11 protein-coding genes and 1 riboswitch are annotated in these 17929 nt (G+C 38.7%); of the genes, 3 read left to right on the top strand and 8 right to left on the bottom strand.

What is annotated here, in order from left to right; all coding sequences use genetic code 11:
- Nucleotides 1-240: 240 nt before the first annotated feature.
- Nucleotides 241-1119 carry a choice-of-anchor L family PEP-CTERM protein gene (locus PL9214_RS12545; RefSeq protein WP_083579994.1) on the bottom strand — a complete coding sequence of 293 codons (879 nt, stop codon included), beginning with the start codon at nucleotides 1117-1119 and terminating at the stop codon, nucleotides 241-243.
- A gap of 557 nt (nucleotides 1120-1676) precedes the next feature.
- On the opposite strand from PL9214_RS12545, the gene PL9214_RS12540 reads away from it, so the two are divergent.
- Entirely contained in the window at nucleotides 1677-2897 is a 1221-nt protein-coding gene (locus PL9214_RS12540) for a threonine synthase (RefSeq protein WP_222425234.1), read from the top strand.
- On the opposite strand, the gene PL9214_RS12535 is transcribed toward PL9214_RS12540, so the two are convergent.
- Together PL9214_RS12535 and PL9214_RS12530 are read right to left on the bottom strand one after the other, a co-directional pair.
- Nucleotides 2887-4227, bottom strand: coding sequence for a dicarboxylate/amino acid:cation symporter (locus PL9214_RS12535; protein ID WP_072719151.1), 1341 nt, complete (start codon nucleotides 4225-4227; stop codon nucleotides 2887-2889). The genes PL9214_RS12540 and PL9214_RS12535 overlap by 11 nt on opposite strands.
- A gap of 39 nt (nucleotides 4228-4266) precedes the next feature.
- On the bottom strand, nucleotides 4267-5484 hold the full coding sequence (locus tag PL9214_RS12530) for a transporter substrate-binding domain-containing protein (RefSeq protein ID WP_083579993.1): 1218 nt from the start codon (nucleotides 5482-5484) through the stop codon (nucleotides 4267-4269).
- A 341-nt stretch (nucleotides 5485-5825) separates the two neighbouring features.
- Between PL9214_RS12530 and PL9214_RS12525 the strand changes: the two genes are divergently transcribed.
- Nucleotides 5826-7850: an adenylate/guanylate cyclase domain-containing protein gene (locus tag PL9214_RS12525; RefSeq protein WP_072719150.1), complete on the top strand. Its 2025-nt coding sequence runs from the start codon at nucleotides 5826-5828 to the stop codon at nucleotides 7848-7850.
- On the opposite strand, the gene PL9214_RS12520 is transcribed toward PL9214_RS12525, so the two are convergent.
- The 5 genes from PL9214_RS12520 to PL9214_RS30080 all read right to left on the bottom strand — a co-directional run bounded on the left by PL9214_RS12520 (nucleotide 7847) and on the right by PL9214_RS30080 (nucleotide 16828).
- The gene (locus PL9214_RS12520; RefSeq protein WP_072719149.1) at nucleotides 7847-9199 is read right to left on the bottom strand and encodes an ArsB/NhaD family transporter; all 1353 of its coding nucleotides are present in this window, start codon (nucleotides 9197-9199) and stop codon (nucleotides 7847-7849) included. The two genes, PL9214_RS12525 and PL9214_RS12520, sit on opposite strands and share 4 nt — an antisense overlap.
- A 73-nt stretch (nucleotides 9200-9272) precedes the next feature.
- Nucleotides 9273-9764 (bottom strand): hypothetical protein, encoded by a 492-nt coding sequence (locus PL9214_RS12515; RefSeq protein WP_072719148.1) that lies wholly within the window; start codon nucleotides 9762-9764, stop codon nucleotides 9273-9275.
- Nucleotides 9765-9790: 26 nt separating this feature from the next.
- A complete protein-coding gene (locus PL9214_RS12510; protein ID WP_072719147.1) occupies nucleotides 9791-11932 on the bottom strand; it encodes a cation:proton antiporter in 2142 nt (713 codons plus the stop codon).
- 265 nt (nucleotides 11933-12197) lie between these two features.
- Nucleotides 12198-12347: riboswitch (cyclic di-AMP (ydaO/yuaA leader) on the bottom strand.
- A 109-nt stretch (nucleotides 12348-12456) separates the two neighbouring features.
- A complete protein-coding gene (locus tag PL9214_RS12505) occupies nucleotides 12457-13305 on the bottom strand; it encodes a M48 family metallopeptidase (RefSeq protein ID WP_072719146.1) in 849 nt (282 codons plus the stop codon).
- Between the two features lie 148 nt (nucleotides 13306-13453).
- Nucleotides 13454-16828, bottom strand: a complete 3375-nt coding sequence (locus tag PL9214_RS30080; RefSeq protein ID WP_083579992.1) for a Calx-beta domain-containing protein — start codon at nucleotides 16826-16828, stop codon at nucleotides 13454-13456.
- Between the two features lie 419 nt (nucleotides 16829-17247).
- Between PL9214_RS30080 and ccmS the strand changes: the two genes are divergently transcribed.
- A complete protein-coding gene (ccmS, locus tag PL9214_RS12475; protein ID WP_072719145.1) occupies nucleotides 17248-17679 on the top strand; it encodes a beta-carboxysome assembly chaperone CcmS in 432 nt (143 codons plus the stop codon).
- Nucleotides 17680-17929: the final 250 nt, after the last annotated feature.

Below are 17929 nucleotides of genomic sequence, written 5' to 3'. Positions count from 1 at the left end.
CCTAACGCTATACACTAAGGACAGTTTTTAGTCCTTAAACCCTTTCACTGCTTACTGTTCCTAGTTAAGCTGTTCCCTATTTATTCTAAGATTGCGTAACGCTATCGTGCTTGCACTCTTATTGCATTCTTCTGTGAAACAACAATCCCCCGTCGAGCGCGCCGGCTTGACGGGGGATTGTCAATCAGACTTATTCAGACTTTATTCAGACTCTCTCAGAAGACGAGGGAACGAAATTTATCAAGAATTGGAAGATTTATCTGTTCTGTGTAACCGCCCCGATGGAAGACGCCGAGCCACACCAGCTATTCCTGCCGCAAAGACTAAGCCGATAATTGTTCCGGGTTCAGGAACATCTTTAGGTGGTTTGACGGTTCCGAGAGAACCACCTTTAAGCAATACCCCTGAATCATAAATCCCATCAGCGAGATCTTTAATTTTGATGCTTAAAGTATTTGTGTCGTTCTGCTTTAGCAAACCTTCAAAAGTTAGCTTTTTCGTGTAGCCATCCAGTTTTGTTACCGTACCTGGGCCAGCAGGATTGTTGATATAGTCTGGGTGAAACGGCCCACTAGGGTTACTAACAAGGTTGTTGATAGTAACAGTTTGACCGTTACTTAATTGCGCTAGGTTTACACCGTTAAGCAATAATTCAAAAGAATCATTGAAACTGGTTCCCCCATACTCGACAAACTCTTCTGAACCGAAGACATACTCGAAATATATCTTGTTTACGGTGCTGTCAGCGTGAAAGCTGATATCAAATTTAGCCAAGTCATAACTACCAGGAGTATCACCGAATAGCCCAAAATTTGTGCTTAAATCAGGGTTATATACGCTGCTGCTGTTCACTCCGGGTAAGTCTACTACTCTCCCAGTGCTCATCACAATCCCAGATTTCAACCCAAATGGATCATTTTGGAACAAGCCAAAAGCATCGGCGTTTCCGGTGATACTGGTGGAAAAATTACTTAAACCATTGGTGTTTCCTAAAAGGGCATTCAGCAAAGCAGAAGTATTATTATTTTGAGTCACGGTAAAAGCTGATGCTGGTGCTTCAATCATACCGAGAGCGGCAATAGCAGTAATAACGGTAGAAATTTTTTGGAATCGTTTCATTTTTTCCCTCTGGTTAATCTAAATCAGATTTATCAGTCAAATCGATCAAGTACCAACATCAACCAAATCAGTGATGTTGGCTAAGTAATTTTCAGATAAACTGATGATAATTTTCTGGAACTTATTAACAGTTTCTTGTCTTGTTGCCTCTTAATGTTAAGCAAGCATTCTCTTCACTGTCAATAGCTCTTCAGCAACTTTACGAGAACTTTAAATATCTGATCGAAATATAGGACTAAATTCGGCAAAAATTGCCGGGTGAATCTTAGACTAACTTTACAAACGTACCTATCCCTCTTCTGTAATGCTAGTAGACAGCACGACCCAGTTGCTGAGTTGGAGGTTATAGCGTTGGTATTGGACTCATAGTCAACCAGAACATGACGGCTGCACAATTGAGGCAATAAAACTTGTTTTTTTGACAGCCCTCAAATCGTAATGTAACAATTGAAAGTAGAGAATATTGTGAATCAGGGTCAATGGTTTCCTGTTAAGTTTTGTTGTCAGTCGAAACTTAATTGTAAGTTTGGTTAAATTTTATGTGCAAAGGAATAAGAATGTTTTTAAAATCCAAAGAAATTCATTTGAAATGCACCCATTGTTCTCAGATTACCGCTTATCAAAAAGCATCCATTGTCTGTCCTCTGTGTGGTGGAACCATTCTTCAAGCCGAGTATGATCTTGAAGAGTTAGTTCATTGTCATTGGAAAGACAAACTTTCCACTCGTTACCCCAGTTTGTGGCGCTATCACGAACTTTTACCTTTATTTGATTCCAATCATATTGTCACCCTAGGAGAAGGTTGGACACCCTTAATTCAGGCCCAACGCTTCGGAAAGTTAATCGGTTTAGATTATCTTTATATTAAGGATGAACGTCAAAACCCTACAGGTTCCTTTAAAGATCGACAAGCTTCCGTGACCATTTCGGTGATGAAGGAACAGGGAATTAAAGAAATGGTTTTAGCCTCAACCGGAAATGTGGCTATTTCCTATTCAGCTTATGCAGCTAGGGCGGGAATTAAACTTTGGGCGTTTCTGTCAGGTTTAACCCCCGATGAAAAAATCCGAGAAATTCAATTATATGGTGCAGAAGTCGTTAAAGTCCCTGGAACCTATGATCAAACCAAACAAGTCGCTGCGGAATTTGCCCAAAATCAGGGGATTTTTTTAGATAGTGGCTTGAAAAGCTTTACCAGTGGGGAAAGCATGAAAACAATGGCCCTGGAGTTAGGCGAACAACTGCACGGACAAGCCCCAGACTGGTTTATTCAGGGGGTGAGTGGAGCCATGGGGCCCATTGGAGTGGTTAAAGGTTTTGAGGAAATGATGGCGTTAGGAATGGTCGATAAAGTGCCCCGTTTGGGAATGATTCAATCCTCCGGTTGTAACCCGATGGTACAAGCTTTTGAAAAAGGTGAACGGGAAGCCATTCCGGTTACAGACCCAAAAACGGCGATCGCCACCTTAGCAACAGGAAATCCGGGTTTTGCCTATAGCTGGCTTTATGATTTAATGCAGAAATATGGGGGAGCGATGGAACAAGCAACGGATGCTGAAGCCTATACCGTGACTCGACTGTTAGCCCAAACCGAAGGAATTTCTGTGGAACCTGCCACGGCTGTTGCTTTTGCTGGGTTAATCAAACTGGCTCAACGGGGAATCATCCAACCTCAAGAACGAGTGGTGATTAACTGTTCGGGTCATACCTATCCGGTTGAAGAACAGATTTTAACCGAGGAATTTGCACCAGAAGCGTCAACCCAGTTTAAGTGGTAATCAAATCTTGTTGAGATTCTGATTCTAAGCTAAAAAAATTAGGATCTTGATCCGCAATTAAAGCCGTCGCTGCCATTCCCGTATGTACCGTACATAATGTCCGAAAGGGATCCATAATCGGGTCAATGGCAATAAATAAAACTAAGGCGGCTTCTAAGGGTAATCCCAAAGGTCTAAGAACAACATTCAGGGTCGTTAAGGTCACAATTCCGGTCGCCCCTGAACTGGCCATTCCAGCAAAAATCGAACCGACAATGATAATGGCTAACCCCGATACACCAATCGAAATTTGATACAGTTGGGCAACAAAGATACTCGCCAAAGTGAAATAAACCACTTGACCAAAACGACCGACCGTGATCCCCAAAGGAACAACTAAGTTTGTGGTTTGTAGAGAAAATTTTAAACCCTGACTCATGGTAGAAATCATTGAGGGTAAACACGCTAAAGCATTTGTGGTTGCTAAGGCTAAAATTGTGGGTTCTTGAGCCATGGAGAAGACATAACTTAATGGACATCGAGATCGCACCCAAATCAAAATGGTACTCACGGCATAAATTAATAAATAGGTAAAAACAGCCACCGCAATAAAATTCACCATGGCAAACACAACGTTTAATCCGGTGTGAGCAATTTGAGCCGATAGTAAACCATATAAACCAAACGGCAGCAGCAAGGTTAACCAACTAATCCATTTATTAAAGGTGCGATAAATAATTTCTAAACCATCTAAAAAAGCCTGAGATGCAGAGGTGCTATCTTGAACCATTCCCAAAGAAATCCCAAAAATAATCGAGAAAAATAAAACCTTTAATGTATCCCCTTTACTCAGGGCATCAAAAATATTATCGGGAATCATACTGATCACAAAACTCCCTAATCCAGGCTGATTTTTTAAGGGAGGTAAAGGTTGATTTAATGCGACTTCTAAATCAATTCCTGATTTATTCACTAATATTCCCAGGTTTTGTAGGGTTGTTGTACTTAAACCTGTTCCCGGTTTTGTGATTCCAGCAACTAATATTGCAGTTACGGCAATGAATACCATTAACACCGGAAAGATAATCATAATGCGTTTGATGGATTTTGTCGCATTATTAGAAGCCATAAGTCGCCCAATACTCATTGTAATTGCTGAAATTAAAATCGGCAAAACACACATTTTAAGCAAGCTTAAATACATCTGACCAATGGGTTCAAGTTGAAAAGCCAGGGACGGTTTTAACAATCCTGTGGCAATGGAAAAAATAATGCTAATTAGCAGGAGCCAAGGATTCTTTAAAATATTAATAACCTGAGATCTCAAACTCTTTTTTTTTGATAACTTCATGGGTAGACTCTCCTGTGTCCCATTATTAATTCCTCGAATTTAGGATTCCTGCTTAAAAATATCTGGATATTTATTAATTAACTGTTCAACAGTATAGTTTAAGTTATTGAGATCCAGATAAGTATTGACAAACGCTAGGAAATGGTCATAATCCCAGGGAATAACCATCGCCAGTGCATCCTTAGTATCCGTGAGAGCGACGGTTTGAATATCTAAAGCTGAATCAGGTTGAGCGAGTACAATTTTTTTCACTTCTAATTCATCTCGATAAGCAGCTAGGACTTCTCCTTTTTTCACCGCTTCTACAACGTCATCCCAAGTTTCAAATTCAACGACTTGAGCCTGGGGAAACCGAGTTTTGGCAAAAAATAGCGCATATTGAGTTCCCTTAATCACTCCCAATTTTCCATCTAAATTTTGAATAACTTCTTCAGGACGTTTATTTTGAGCTTTCTTCGCTAATTCTAAACGATTCACCAACAATCCTTGACGCATACTGACATAAGGAGAAGAAAACAGCACTTTTTTAGCCCTTGCCATACTAATACTTAATTTCGAGATGCCAATATCGGCTTTGTGCTGATACACTAAATCTACAACTTCATTAAAAACTTTTGCCGACCGATCAAATTTAACTTTAACCCCTAATTCTGTGGCAATGGCTTGACCTAAATCAATATCTAATCCGGTTAATTTACCCTGGGAATTCTCGCTAAAAAAGGGCGGGTTATCCGTTCCTAAAACCGCAACAACCAGTATCCCTCGATCCAAAATTCCTTGAATATCGGGAGGAAGATTAGAGGAAGAATTTAGAGGAGTTGATACAGGAGTCCAGGCAGTCAATAGAGAAGAATTATTGAGAGATTTTAATGTTTCTTGACCTACAACCCCATCCGCCAATAATCCCATACTAATTTGAAAATTATAGACAGCTAATTCAGTTGTTTGATCGTAAATCCCATCAATTGGCCCTGTAAAATAACCATTTTGCTTGAGTTGCTTTTGCAATTGTTTAACCGCAGTTCCGTAGGTTCCTAAACTGAGTTCTGGATTTGATTCAGGGGGTTTTGCAGCCGGATTATTGGGGGATGAAGAGGGGACGGTTACTAACGTTGTTGTTTCCCGGATTGTGGCTGGAGCTTGATGAGTTTGAGAGAATGAAGTTAGGGATGGAAACAAAATCCCAATTCCTACCACTATGATGAAGAAAACATTAAGAATTTTCCCTTTAAATATTTTATGGAATCGAGCTTTCAATGATAATCACCCTCCTGGTATCGATATAGCACCCCTGAAATATCTCATTGTTAGTATAGAAGGATACCTATGAAGAAATTTCCCTAGGTTGAATTTGATGCCTCTAAACTATATCTTAACTTCTAAGGCGACCTTACTTGATCAGTATCGATTCATTAAACTTATTTTAGGGTTACACACATTCATGAATTAGGTACTATATTTTACAGAGCCCCACCAACTCCTGCATCTACATTCAAACTCTTCCGTTAGAACACCGTAACTTGATCCATCATCCCAATCTAGTCAACATACTAGGAATGGAATTTTTTTAATCCACCCTATCCTATCGCCAGATCATCATGAAAGGAATTCACAAAAATCAGGGAATCGAAACCAGCATCAGTTTAACAACTCTGCTTACAGGTTTTATTCTGTTAATGATCAGTTTTACTACAGCAATTGTTTATTTTTCCTGGTACTTTACTTCTAAAAAAAATATCGATCAGATTGTGACTCAAATTAATGAAGAAATTGCCCTATCAACCTCTAAAGAATTTGCCGATTTATTTCAAGATGTATCCTATACACAAGATTTAATCGGGAGTACCATTACTCGAAATTTAATTGATATTAATGATCCACAACAACGAGATAAATTTTTTCTCAGTGTTTTGCAATCTAATCCAAATTTTAGTTTTGTTCAGTTTGCCTATCCTAATGGTAATTATGTTGGCGCACAACGTTTATCTGTAGGAAATGATCGGTCTAAACTAGATCCTCAAGACTTATTAAAACTTCATTTTCGTCAATGGTATCCCGATGAAAAATTAGCAGTAAAAACTACGGATAGTTATCAATTAATAGGAAAAGATCTCCAATTTATAGGAACAACTCAAATTGAAGAACCGAATTGGTATGCTCCTCATCGCCCTTGGTATCAAGATGCTTTGAAAACACCGGGTCAAGCGGCTTGGACAGTTTATGTTTATCGTTCAACCAATACACCAGGGATTGATTCTAATGTCACCCTTTATCAAGGAGATGAATTGTTAGGAATTATTGGTGTCGGTTTTGAACTCAAACAAATTTCTCAACGTTTAAAGGAACAACAAAAAGGACGTAGAAATATTGATGTTTTCGTCATTAACTCTAAAGGGGAAATGATTGCTTCTACTGATCCCAATGAACATAATCCCATTCAAATTAAAGGTCAAGATCAACCTCAACTCAAGCTATTAAAATACTCTAAAAATCCTGCTTTTCAGCTTGCTGTCAAAACTATAGAAAAACGGGGAATTGACTTAAAAATGGTTAGATACCCTCAACAGTGGGGTTACGAAGATCCCCAAACCCACAAATTTTATTATATATCATTGACTCCCATGAATAAATTAGATTGGTTGGTGGGAACAGTTATTCCTGAAGATAAATATATGGATCAAATTAAAAGAAACAATAAAATTTTATTGGTGTTTATCACCACATTAATTATTGGAACGACGGCTTTAGGAATTGTTGTCAGTGATCGATTTTTTGTTAAACCGATTAAACAGATTCAGAAAGTAACCTATCGCGTTGAAAATGGGGATTTAGAAGTGGCAAAACTGGAGATTCAAACCTGTCAAGAATTAGAAGTGTTAGCCCAGGCGATTAATAAGATGATTGTGGGACTGCGAGAACGAGAACGAGAACGGGATATTTTTGGCCGTGTGGTTTCGCCAGAAGTGCGAGAAAAATTATTACAAGGTCAATTACAATTAGGAGGAGAACTCTGTTGGGTATCGGTTTTATTTAGTGATATTCGCAATTTTTCTACCCTATCGGAAGAAATGAAACCGCAGGAAGTTGTAGCATTTCTCAATGAATATTTAACGGAAATGACCGCAGCTATTCGTCCTTGGGGAGGATATGTAAATAATTTTATTGGCGATGCAATTGTGGTAATTTTTGGAGCACCCTTATCCCCAGCAGAAACAGAATGGCGGTCAGTGGCCGCTGCATTAACCATGCGTGAACGTTTGGGAGAATTGAATCAACGGCGCATTCAACGGGGGGAAGTACCCATTCATGCGGGAATTGGCATTAGTAGTGGAGAAGTGGTTGCGGGACAAATTGGCTCTTTAGAACGGTTATTATATACGGTGATTGGCGATGCGGTGAATGTGGCGGCACGTTTGGAAACCTTAACTAAAGAATATCCTGAATATAATATTTTAATTAATGAATCAACGGCTGCTGCTATAGAAACTCATCAAGATATTATTTTGAAAAGTTTAGGGGAAGTCAAAGTTAAAGGTCGTAAACAACCTGTAGAAGTTTATGCGGTTTTAGAGTGGAAAAAAGTAGAAGTTTCTCCTCCCATTCCTACAGAAATCATGAATTAACCTTTAATTAGAAACACAACCGTAACATATAAAATCGCCATTAGCAATTGGACAACCATTACCGGAATCCCATACCGAAGAAAGGTTTTAAACGAAATGGTTCGTCCATGTTGTTCAGAAATTCCCGCCGCAACAATATTAGAAGAAGCCCCCACTAATGTGCCATTTCCTCCTAATGTTGCTCCATACATCATTGCATAAAATAGTGGTAATACTTCCGGGGGAAACTGTCCGTTAAAAGCAGGGTCAAGCACTTCTGCGCCCACAAATCCCACATTAACTAAATATTGCTTTAACAAAGGAACCATCGCCACAACTAAGGGAATATTTGGCACAACACTAGAAATAATTCCTACTGTTAATAATAGTAAAATTGAACCCAGAGCGATATTTTTTCCTAAAATAATTGCTAGAAGTCCTGATAAACTGTTAATGACTCCTGTTTTTTCTAATCCTCCAATTAAGACAAAAATTGACATGAAGAAAATTAAGGTACTCCAGTCTAAATCCCGCAAAATATGATTAACCGTATCAATTTTACTGTGATGGGCTAACATTAAGGCTAAAGCGGCTCCTAATAACGCCACCGCCGCCGGAGAAATGGGAACGGGTAGGGTTTCTCCAATGACAAAAAAGGTTAAAACAAAAGCCATAATTAATCCCCCCATTGCTAAAGTTCGAGGATGATTAATTTGCGGATGGGGTAAATCTTCTAAATGTTCAAATTTAGTATTCCAGGTTTTACGAAATAAAATAGGCAATAAAATCACCACGCTAACAACTGCTAATGCTCCTCCAATACTCAAGCGTTGTAGATAATCTACGAAGCTAATATTAATCGAATCTCCGACAATAAATGTGGCTGGATCTCCCACTAAGGTTAATAATCCTGAACTATTGGCAATGAAAACCATTAAAATTAATAAAGGGACAAAATCAATGCCTACATCCTGAGCAATGGGAGGAATTAAAGGTGCTAATAACATTACCGTTGTGGCGTTGGGTAACATAGCACAAATGGGGGTAGTTAACGCTACTATTCCTAATAGTAATCGTTTCCCTTCTCCCTTGGCTAACCAAATCATTTTAACCGCTAAATACTCAAAAATTTTAGTGGGTTCAAAGGCTCTAACTAAAATCATCACGCCAAAAAACAAAGCTAAAGTTGCATAACTACGACTAATATAGTGAACAGCTTCAGTTAAACTCATGACGTGGAAAAAGATCAGGAGGAGAGATCCTAAAAATGCTGCAATGGTGAGGTGTAACCACTCTCCCATGATCAGAATAATAACTCCGACAAAAATACTTCCAGCAATTAAAGAATCCAGTGTTTCTAGTGATAACATTTGTTTTAAATAAATAGAGATTTTACCAGCAGATTACTCATAATTTTAAACAAATTACCTCCTGTTGATAGGATTAATGAGCTTGTTTTTTTGATGGGGAAACAAGATTTAACTCAGCTTTAAAATTAATAGGATTTGATAAAGTTGGAGTATCGAGTTTACCTGTAATTTCTTTTTCTTTAAATATACCTTCTAAAGTCAATATATTCAAAGAATTTAAGGAATCATTTGCACAAACAAAGAATGGATTTAAAGTTCCTGATATGTTCATTTTATGATCCTTAAGGTTGCCCTGTAATTGAATTTTATCTCGATTATGTTCAGCATTTTTTAACCCTAAATTTGCAAAAACATAAATTCCTGATTGCTCTATTTTTAAAACTAGATCTCGATTTTTTAAACATTGAGGAGGGTTTTCTAGTTCGATGGTATAGTCACCCCCAAGACTAACGGGTGCTTTTAATTGCTTTTCTCCATAGGCTGTGACAGCTTGAAAAAGTAGAAAGACCGCAGCAGTCATAGCCCCATAAAATGCTAAGGATTTGGCGTGAAAATGTTGGTGCATAATATTGATCAAAGTTAAATTTTAGGTTAGGTATTGATGGGTTGTTGTAATAAAGATGTGATGTGTGATGTCACTTGAGAATAGCTCCGAGTAATTAGTAATGATGAATGACAATCTTGAGCTAATTGATCGGTATAACGTCCTAAAGTTTGCCGTTCAATTCCCCAAGTCCGACTGGTTCCTACAATGGTTAAATCTACGGTTCTTGAAGCTTCAATCACCGCTTGAATGGGATAAGTCTCTTCGGCTCGAACCAGTTGTACACGGGCTTGAATTGGGGTCGGTAAGGAATCAATTGTATTTCGTAATTCATAACTTAATTCTTCTCCAGGTTCGCTGAGTATTACTAAAATCTTTAACTGACGATTGGGGTCATTAAATAGCATTCTCAGAGCTAAGGTTAACCCTAAATCATCATGAATATTAGACGCATAGGCTACTAATAAAGACTGAAGTTGGGGCTGCTCTTTGTTTACAAATACGGCAACATCCGCCGGGGAGGTATTCAAAATTTTACCGACTCTTCCTCCTAAACGATTGTCACTAAAGGCAGGACGATGCCAACCCACTAAAATTAAATTAGCTTGATCGGCTAGGGCAATTTCTCCCGTTTCTTTAGCGACATCATGGGCAATGCGAATAATAGGATAAACTCCTTGTCTGAGTTCCGGGGGTTCTAAACTTTCAATTAATTCTTCTAAGCGTTTTTGTTGTTCAGAAATCAAACGATTTGCTTCATCGGGGGTGCTTTGAAATAAATAATCTTCTTCTAGTTCTACTAAACTTAACGGATGAACGACCGCAGGAGGTTTTCCAGCAATGGCTAAGGCTAATTGTAATAATCCTTTTTGAGTGTTGGGATTGGCAACGGGAACCAAAACTCGATAGGATGGATTGATGGGTTGAGGACTAATGGCTTGAGGTTCAGGTTGAATCAAATCCAGTTTAATTAATTCTTTAGGATAGGTTCTTTCTAATAACGGTGAGGTCATAAAGGTTGTCACTAAAGCCATAATCACTAACATGGTGAATAGCAAGGGTGAAATTACCCCAAAACTTAAACCAATATTTAAAACAATCAGTTCAGTTAATCCCCTCGTATTCATTAACCAACCTAAAGCAGAAGCTTCTCGTTTATTAATGCCACTCACTCGGGCTGCGACATAAGTTCCCACATATTTTCCTGTAATGGCAACCACAATCACTAACCCGCATAATAACCATAATTCAGGACGATTGAGTAAGCCAATTTCTGTGCGTAATCCACTGTAAGCGAAGAAAATCGGGAGTAAGAAAATTAGAACAAAATCTTCTGTTTTTTCGGCGATTTCTCGGATTAAACCCGGATCTTTTGGCATGACTGCACCGACTAAAAAAGCCCCAAAAATTAAGTGAATTCCAATCAGTTCTGTAATTAATGCCGATGCTACCACTCCCATATAAATCCAAGCTAAAACCCATTGAGTGAGTCGTCCTCGGCGTTTATAATGAATGGAGAGTTTTTGTAAGAGCCAGCGTCCACCTGTTGCCATTAAAGTAATATAAAGAATTGAGGCCATAATGGTAGGAAATGCCCCGGATATACTATTGGTTCGGGTAACGGCGATCGCTAAGGCTAATAAACACCAGGCGGTGACATCATCTACGGCGGCACAAGTTAATGCTAAGGTTCCTAAACGGGTTCCTTGTAAATTATTTTCTGTAATAATTCGAGCTAGAACGGGAAAGGCAGTAATCGATAATGCTGAACCTAAAAATAAAGCAAAGGCTGTAAATGAAACACTATCGTTAGAAACAATCGGATACAGAATTAACGCCGAAGAAATGCCTAATGAAAAAGGAACAATAATACTAACATGAGAAACTAAAACTGCCGTTTCTATCTGTCCACTTAAATATTTAGGGTTTAGTTCTAACCCAATTAAAAACATGAAGAAAATCAGTCCAATTTCTGATAAAACATTTAAGTAGGATAAGGTTTCAGCCGGAAATAAAGCCGCCATCGCATCAGGGGCTATTAACCCTAATAAAGATGGCCCTAGCATAATTCCGGCAATAATTTCTCCAATGACTAAGGGTTGTTTAATGGCGCGACAAGCTAACCCCATTAATCGAGATAACCCAATCACTATTAAGACTTGCAAAAGAACTAAAATTGCAGGGTGCATAGTCAGCCTCAAATTGGAACAAAAAGAAAGTTAACAGGGATTAAGGATTAACCCCCGCACTCGTTAAATTTGTGGATAACCGATTTATGCTTTGATTCCCCAAAATCGGTAAACCTCAACACTCAGCCATCTGCATGACTATCGTACACCTTGGAAAGTGTGTCTTACCTCACGATTCAACACTCATAGGTTGAATGTTATTAAATAACAGAGCCTCGTTTTTTAGAATCCTGGTGAAGGCGATGACAAAAATTTTGCCACTCAACAGTCTTCTCTCACAGCCGACGGGGTTAGCTGACGGGCTAGGACTGAGAGATGTCCTTCTCGACAATAGTAAACAATCAAGATAAGCCCCTAAAAATGGTTCCCCCGTTCCAACTCCATTAAAAAAGAGTGGATTAGGCTGACTGACTCTACTTAAAAAGTCACCATACCATATTAATTGAATTTTGTCTATTCCTACTGATCAAAAATGCCCTGAACTCTACATTCAAGGCACTAAGGGTTCAATTAATTCGATGAAGTTAAGATAAAATCCGTTCAACCGTGGCGCGATAGGAATTGCTATCTAATCCATCCCCAGAATTAATAATACTTGGATCTAACAGTTGTTGCATGGCAGAAATGCGATCGCGGGTAGCGGGATGAGTGCTGATAATCGTTGGAGGAGACCCACTTTTTAATAATTTTGCCATAAAATCAACGGCTCCTCGTGGAGCATAACCTGCACGAATTAAAGTTGCTAAACCCATGCGATCAGCTTCATATTCAGCTTCACGACTTTTAGGACGGTTTAAAGCCAGTTCTACCCCAATTTGAACTAATTTATTTCGATCTACTCCGGCGACGGTCGCTACCCCCGCAGCAACAGCAGCTTGGCGCATTTGTTTAATCGCATGACGACCCCCAATATGTCCGATTTCATGGGCTATGACACTGGCTAATTCCGCTTCATTATCGGCGGCGGCAATTAACCCAGTATGAATATAAACAAACCCCCCCATTGTGGCAAAAGCATTGATATTACGATCCTCAATCACTTGAAATGTATAGGGAAGATTGGGGCGATCGCTGGCTTGGGCTAAACGTTGACCAATTTGATTAATATAGTTTTGAGCTTCTGGGTTCCGAAATAATTTAACTTGCTTGGTGAGTAATTCTTCATTAATTTGCTCTCCAATTGCTACTTCTTGACGGGCTGATAAATTCGATAATTGGATAATTTGAACTCCCCTAAAAATTAACTCTGGTAACGGAATTGCCCAACTAGCAACCGTTGAACTTAATAAAATACTGAGGGTAACGGTTATTGAAATCAAAGGATACAACCAACGATGGCGCAAAGATCGGGTCATTGCAAAGCGTTTTAACATAGTGAGTGTGTGTGAGAATTCACAGGTTAGAGGTAGAAAATAAAAGTGGGAGTAGGCTTAAGCTCATAGACGCAGATTATAGAAACCGGGTTTCTAACCGTTATCTGTGAGTCTCCATCAAATTTTATGAAGAAACCCGGTTTCTGAGCTAAACTGACCAAGTAGCTAAATAAGCATCATTTCCCCCTAATGGATTAGGATTAATAGCATTAGTTGTTGTGGGAACAGAGGGTTGTGTTACCGTCCCAACAATCACCGCTTGACCCTTCGCAACGGTAAAACCATTTATAGTTCCTTTAGCGCCATCTGCATCACTTGTTTGGGTTAAGGGAGTCCAGAATTTTCGGACGGTATAATCGGAGGATAATCCTAATACTGCCATTTCTCCCAAGGTATAAGCACCAACGGGTTGACTATTAATGGTTTTAGTCGGACGATTTTGCAATTGAAATGCAGAAGATCCGCCTATATATACGTTACCAAATTCATCAGCCGTGATGGAATTCGGGGTAAAACTATTTGCTCCTGTGTTAGTTCGGGTGACAATAAATTGACCTTGATCTATTGTTCCCGTATTGGGATTAATTTTGCTATGGAATGTGAAAGAGCCTGCACCTGCACCGGAGAAATTATTAAAAGAATCTACATTAACCAGAGTGGTTAAAGGTTGGGTAATATTTTGACCATTGCGTTGAAAAACATTATTTCCGCCGTCGGTTCTTCCTAGGAAATAAAGTCCACCATCTTGACCAATAGTAATGCGTTCTCCCCGTGTATCTGCACCTAAATTTTGTCCGGTGACTTCAGCCGCAGTAAAGTTCCAGGTTTTCCATAATAAATTCAAGGAAGAATCAAACCCTCGTAAAAAGGGAGTTTGTAAGATACTGCTAACTTGATTATATCCCGTAACAAAGACTTGTTTTGTGGTAGGATCAATCGCAATATCCGCCGGATTAACATTAGTTCCTGTTAAGGTCGCACTCGTTAATAAGGTTCCCGTTGGACTCCATAATGTTACGGTATCGGTACTATTATTTAAGGTGGCAACTGTGCCATCATTTGCGATCGCTACTCGATTAAAACTGCCGGGTTGTTGCCATAAAACCGTATTAGCAGTAGGATTATAAACTTTAATTCCAAAATCCCCAACGGCGACAATTTCCCCACTATCTCGATCCACATCTAAATCATTAACAAGACCACCTAATGGGGTAGTTGATAAGGGGGAAGTATTGCCATTTTGTAAGCGTTGAATTTCTCCCACCCCGTTAAAATTACCCGCCACAATAATATTATTATCAACGGGCGAAATTTCTACTGATGCTGCACTATCACTTCCCGTTGTTCCCAAATAAGTTGCACTATTTAAGAGGAGATTATCGCTGGGATCATTATCAACAATTTGTAAGGTAGCTGTGTTTTGGGTTCCTAATGTTGCTGTTCCTGCGGTTAGAGTTAAGCCTAAATTAATAGTTTCTGTCGGTTCAAAAGCTGTATCATCAATCACCGGAATTGTAATTGTTTTTGAAGCGATATCTCCATCAGCAAATGTCACCGTTAAGGGAGTATTGTTATAATCTGAAGCAGCCGTTGCAGTTCCATCCGTTGGGGTAATTTGTGCTGTCACTAATCCGCTACTTCCTCCCGTGCGGTTAATCGTAATTCTGTTAATAGGTGTGCCATTTTCATTCACACTAAAATTTGCACGACTAAAGGAAATAATACCCGAATTTGCAATATCATTTTCTACAATTGTAACCGTAGAAGTGGCTGGCGTTCCTAATATTGCTCCTCCGGTAATATTACTCAAACTTAAATTAAAGGTTTCATTGCCTTCGACTAAAGTATCATCAAGGATATTCACCGTAAAAGTTTGATTAGTTTGTCCCGCAGCAAAGGTTAATGTTCCTGATGTTGCAGTATAGTCATTTCCGGGGATCGCATTTCCATCACTTGTGGTATAATTAATCCCAACAATTCCATCGGTTCCAACCGTTCTATTAACAGTAACGGTAGCAGTTCCCGCATTTTCATTAATATCAATGTTGCCAATACTAAACGCTAAGGTTCCAGGGTTTGTTAAGACATCATTGTCTAAAATTGTTAAGGTTGCAATCGATTGAGTTCCTAATATAGCATTTCCAATCTGATTACCCAAACTTAAAGCAATCGTTTCATCTCCTTCAACTACAGCATCATCAACAATAGGAATGGTAACAATTTTAGGTGTTATATCTCCATCAGCAAAGCTAACAGAAATGGGGCTATTATTATAGTCATCGGGTGCGGTTGCTGTACCATTATTAAGGTTAACTGTAACTCCCACATTTCCCACACTATTTCCTGTCCGAGTTACACTCACATCGACTTGAGGTGTGCCATTTTCATTAACACTAAAGTTAGCCGCACTAAACCCTAAGACACTCAGAGGTGCTGGTGAGGGTGTGGGTACAGGGGTGGGGTCAGGGGTGGGACTCGGCGTTGGTATTGGGGTTGGTGATGGCGTTGGTGAGGGTGTAGGTACAGGGGTGGGGTCAGGGGTGGGACTCGGCGTTGGTATTGGAGTCGGTGATGGAGTTGGTGAGGGTGTGGGTACAGGTGTGGGGTCAGGTGTGGGACTCGGTGTTGGTATTGGAGTCGGTGATGGAGTTGGTGAGGGTGTAGGTATTGGGGTTGGGTCAGGGGTTGGTGATCGTGTAGGATCAGAACCGTTAAAAATAAAATCATCCGAACTGAGACTATTGCTATTTACATTTTTGAGAATTGCCAAATATTCATTAGAATTTTTATCTTGAATAATCGTATCATTTGCATAGTTTCCAGTTCCCTGAGTAATATTCAAATCACTAAAGGTCAAATTTTCTAATAATCCAATAGAATCTTGATTGAACGTAAAATCTTCAACAATATCAGCCTCAGTTATCGTAAATCCTCCCATCGTTTTACCCATATAAAATCGATCATTTCCCTCTCCACCTGTTACCATATCTGCACCCAAATCTCCATAAAGAATATCATCTCCTAAATCACCGAATAATTGATCATTACCATCTCCACCCGTAACGAAATCATTCTCTTTTCCCCCATAAATTCTATCGTTATCCTGATTTCCAAATAATGTATCTGCACCGCGATCACCCAATAAAAGATCATCTCCTTGATCACCAAAAATTAGATCAGAATCTTGACCCCCTGCTAAAGTATCGCTATCTTGACCACCATAAAGGCTATCATTTCCTTGATTACCAAAAATTTGATCGGCTTGTTGATTTCCTCCTAAAATATCATTCCCTTCTAAACCATAAACCGTATCATTTCCACCCAAAGCAAAAATATTATCCTGAAAGATTGTACCCATAATTAAATCAGCATTAGCGGTGGGTAAAGAATTTATTTCAGGAGTTGAATTTCTTCCCAGAGGAAGATTAAACCCTAACGAAGAAGATAAGGGTTGAGGATCGGGAACACTAACCAAAAACGGACTGAAGAGTAAATTTCCTGAATTAAAAGTGTCAAGACTCATAATCGAATTTTCCTCTCAAAGACTCAGAATGCCTATACCATTTATTCGAGATTCATCCTATTAATCAGGAAAATATTTAATTCAACTTGATTAAGAATATAAATAAGTAAAAATCCGTTAAATCCTCAGCTAGAGAGGGATCTACAAAAGTTTAAAGATGAGTTGTTGCGATCAAAAGTTACACAAATTAAATTATACTTTAAGATAATAATTAGGTTTTAAACGTGATTTAATATACATCATTTTTTGAGCTAACCGTATTTTTAAGGATACTGAGTTATCAATTGCATTGCCTATTCCTCAAAAATACTGATTTTATTAACCCTTTGTCTCAAAACTTGCTACTGATGACTGATAACTGATAACTGGTGACTGATAACTGATAAAATATAATCTTAGTGAAAGTCAGTCGTAAAACAATGATTAAACTTGATAGCAATCAATCCAGTTTAGAAAAACCAAGTTGGCAAAGTCAGTTAGATCGGTTTGTGGAAGCTCATCGCCCGGAATTAGCAGCTTTAGCTTGGGGTTTGCGTTTACAGTGGGGTGAACAACCCGATACCCTAGGAATTGATCTCAAACCCACCCCCCATTTTGTTCCTTGTCCGAAATCTGCTATTGAACAACTCAATGTAAGTGTTGAAAATCGTTTGCAAGAACTCTTAGGAATTGTAGATGGATATCAACCGGAAAAAGAAGTGATTTTGATAGGAATTGGTTTTGATCGTGTCAAATTAATTTATTTTGAATCTAATCCCACTCCCCCTGATTGTTTTGAACAGATTGGAAAAGATGTTGATACATTATTAAAAGAGTTAGAAGATTCTATGAATCAAATGATAAAATTGTAGAAATTAATCGGGTTTTTGGTGTGTTTCTTCTTTCTTTTACCCCAGATATTAAAAATAATCGTCTAATTTTTATTAATTTAAACTGCTATTTTCGCTTATAAATGGTTTCTACGGTTTAATTTCAAAATTAATACGACGATAGACTTCAGCCACCGGAAATTCCACATTTAAGCTATGGAATGAAAAATAAATAACTTGCACAACTAAACCCTGGAAACCTTGATCCACTGTAAACTATTTCTCAATTAGT

This window comes from Planktothrix tepida PCC 9214 (assembly GCF_900009145.1).
In the GTDB taxonomy this organism is placed as follows: Bacteria; Cyanobacteriota; Cyanobacteriia; order Cyanobacteriales; family Microcoleaceae; genus Planktothrix; species Planktothrix tepida.
This window is presented reverse-complemented; position numbering and strand designations above follow the sequence as displayed.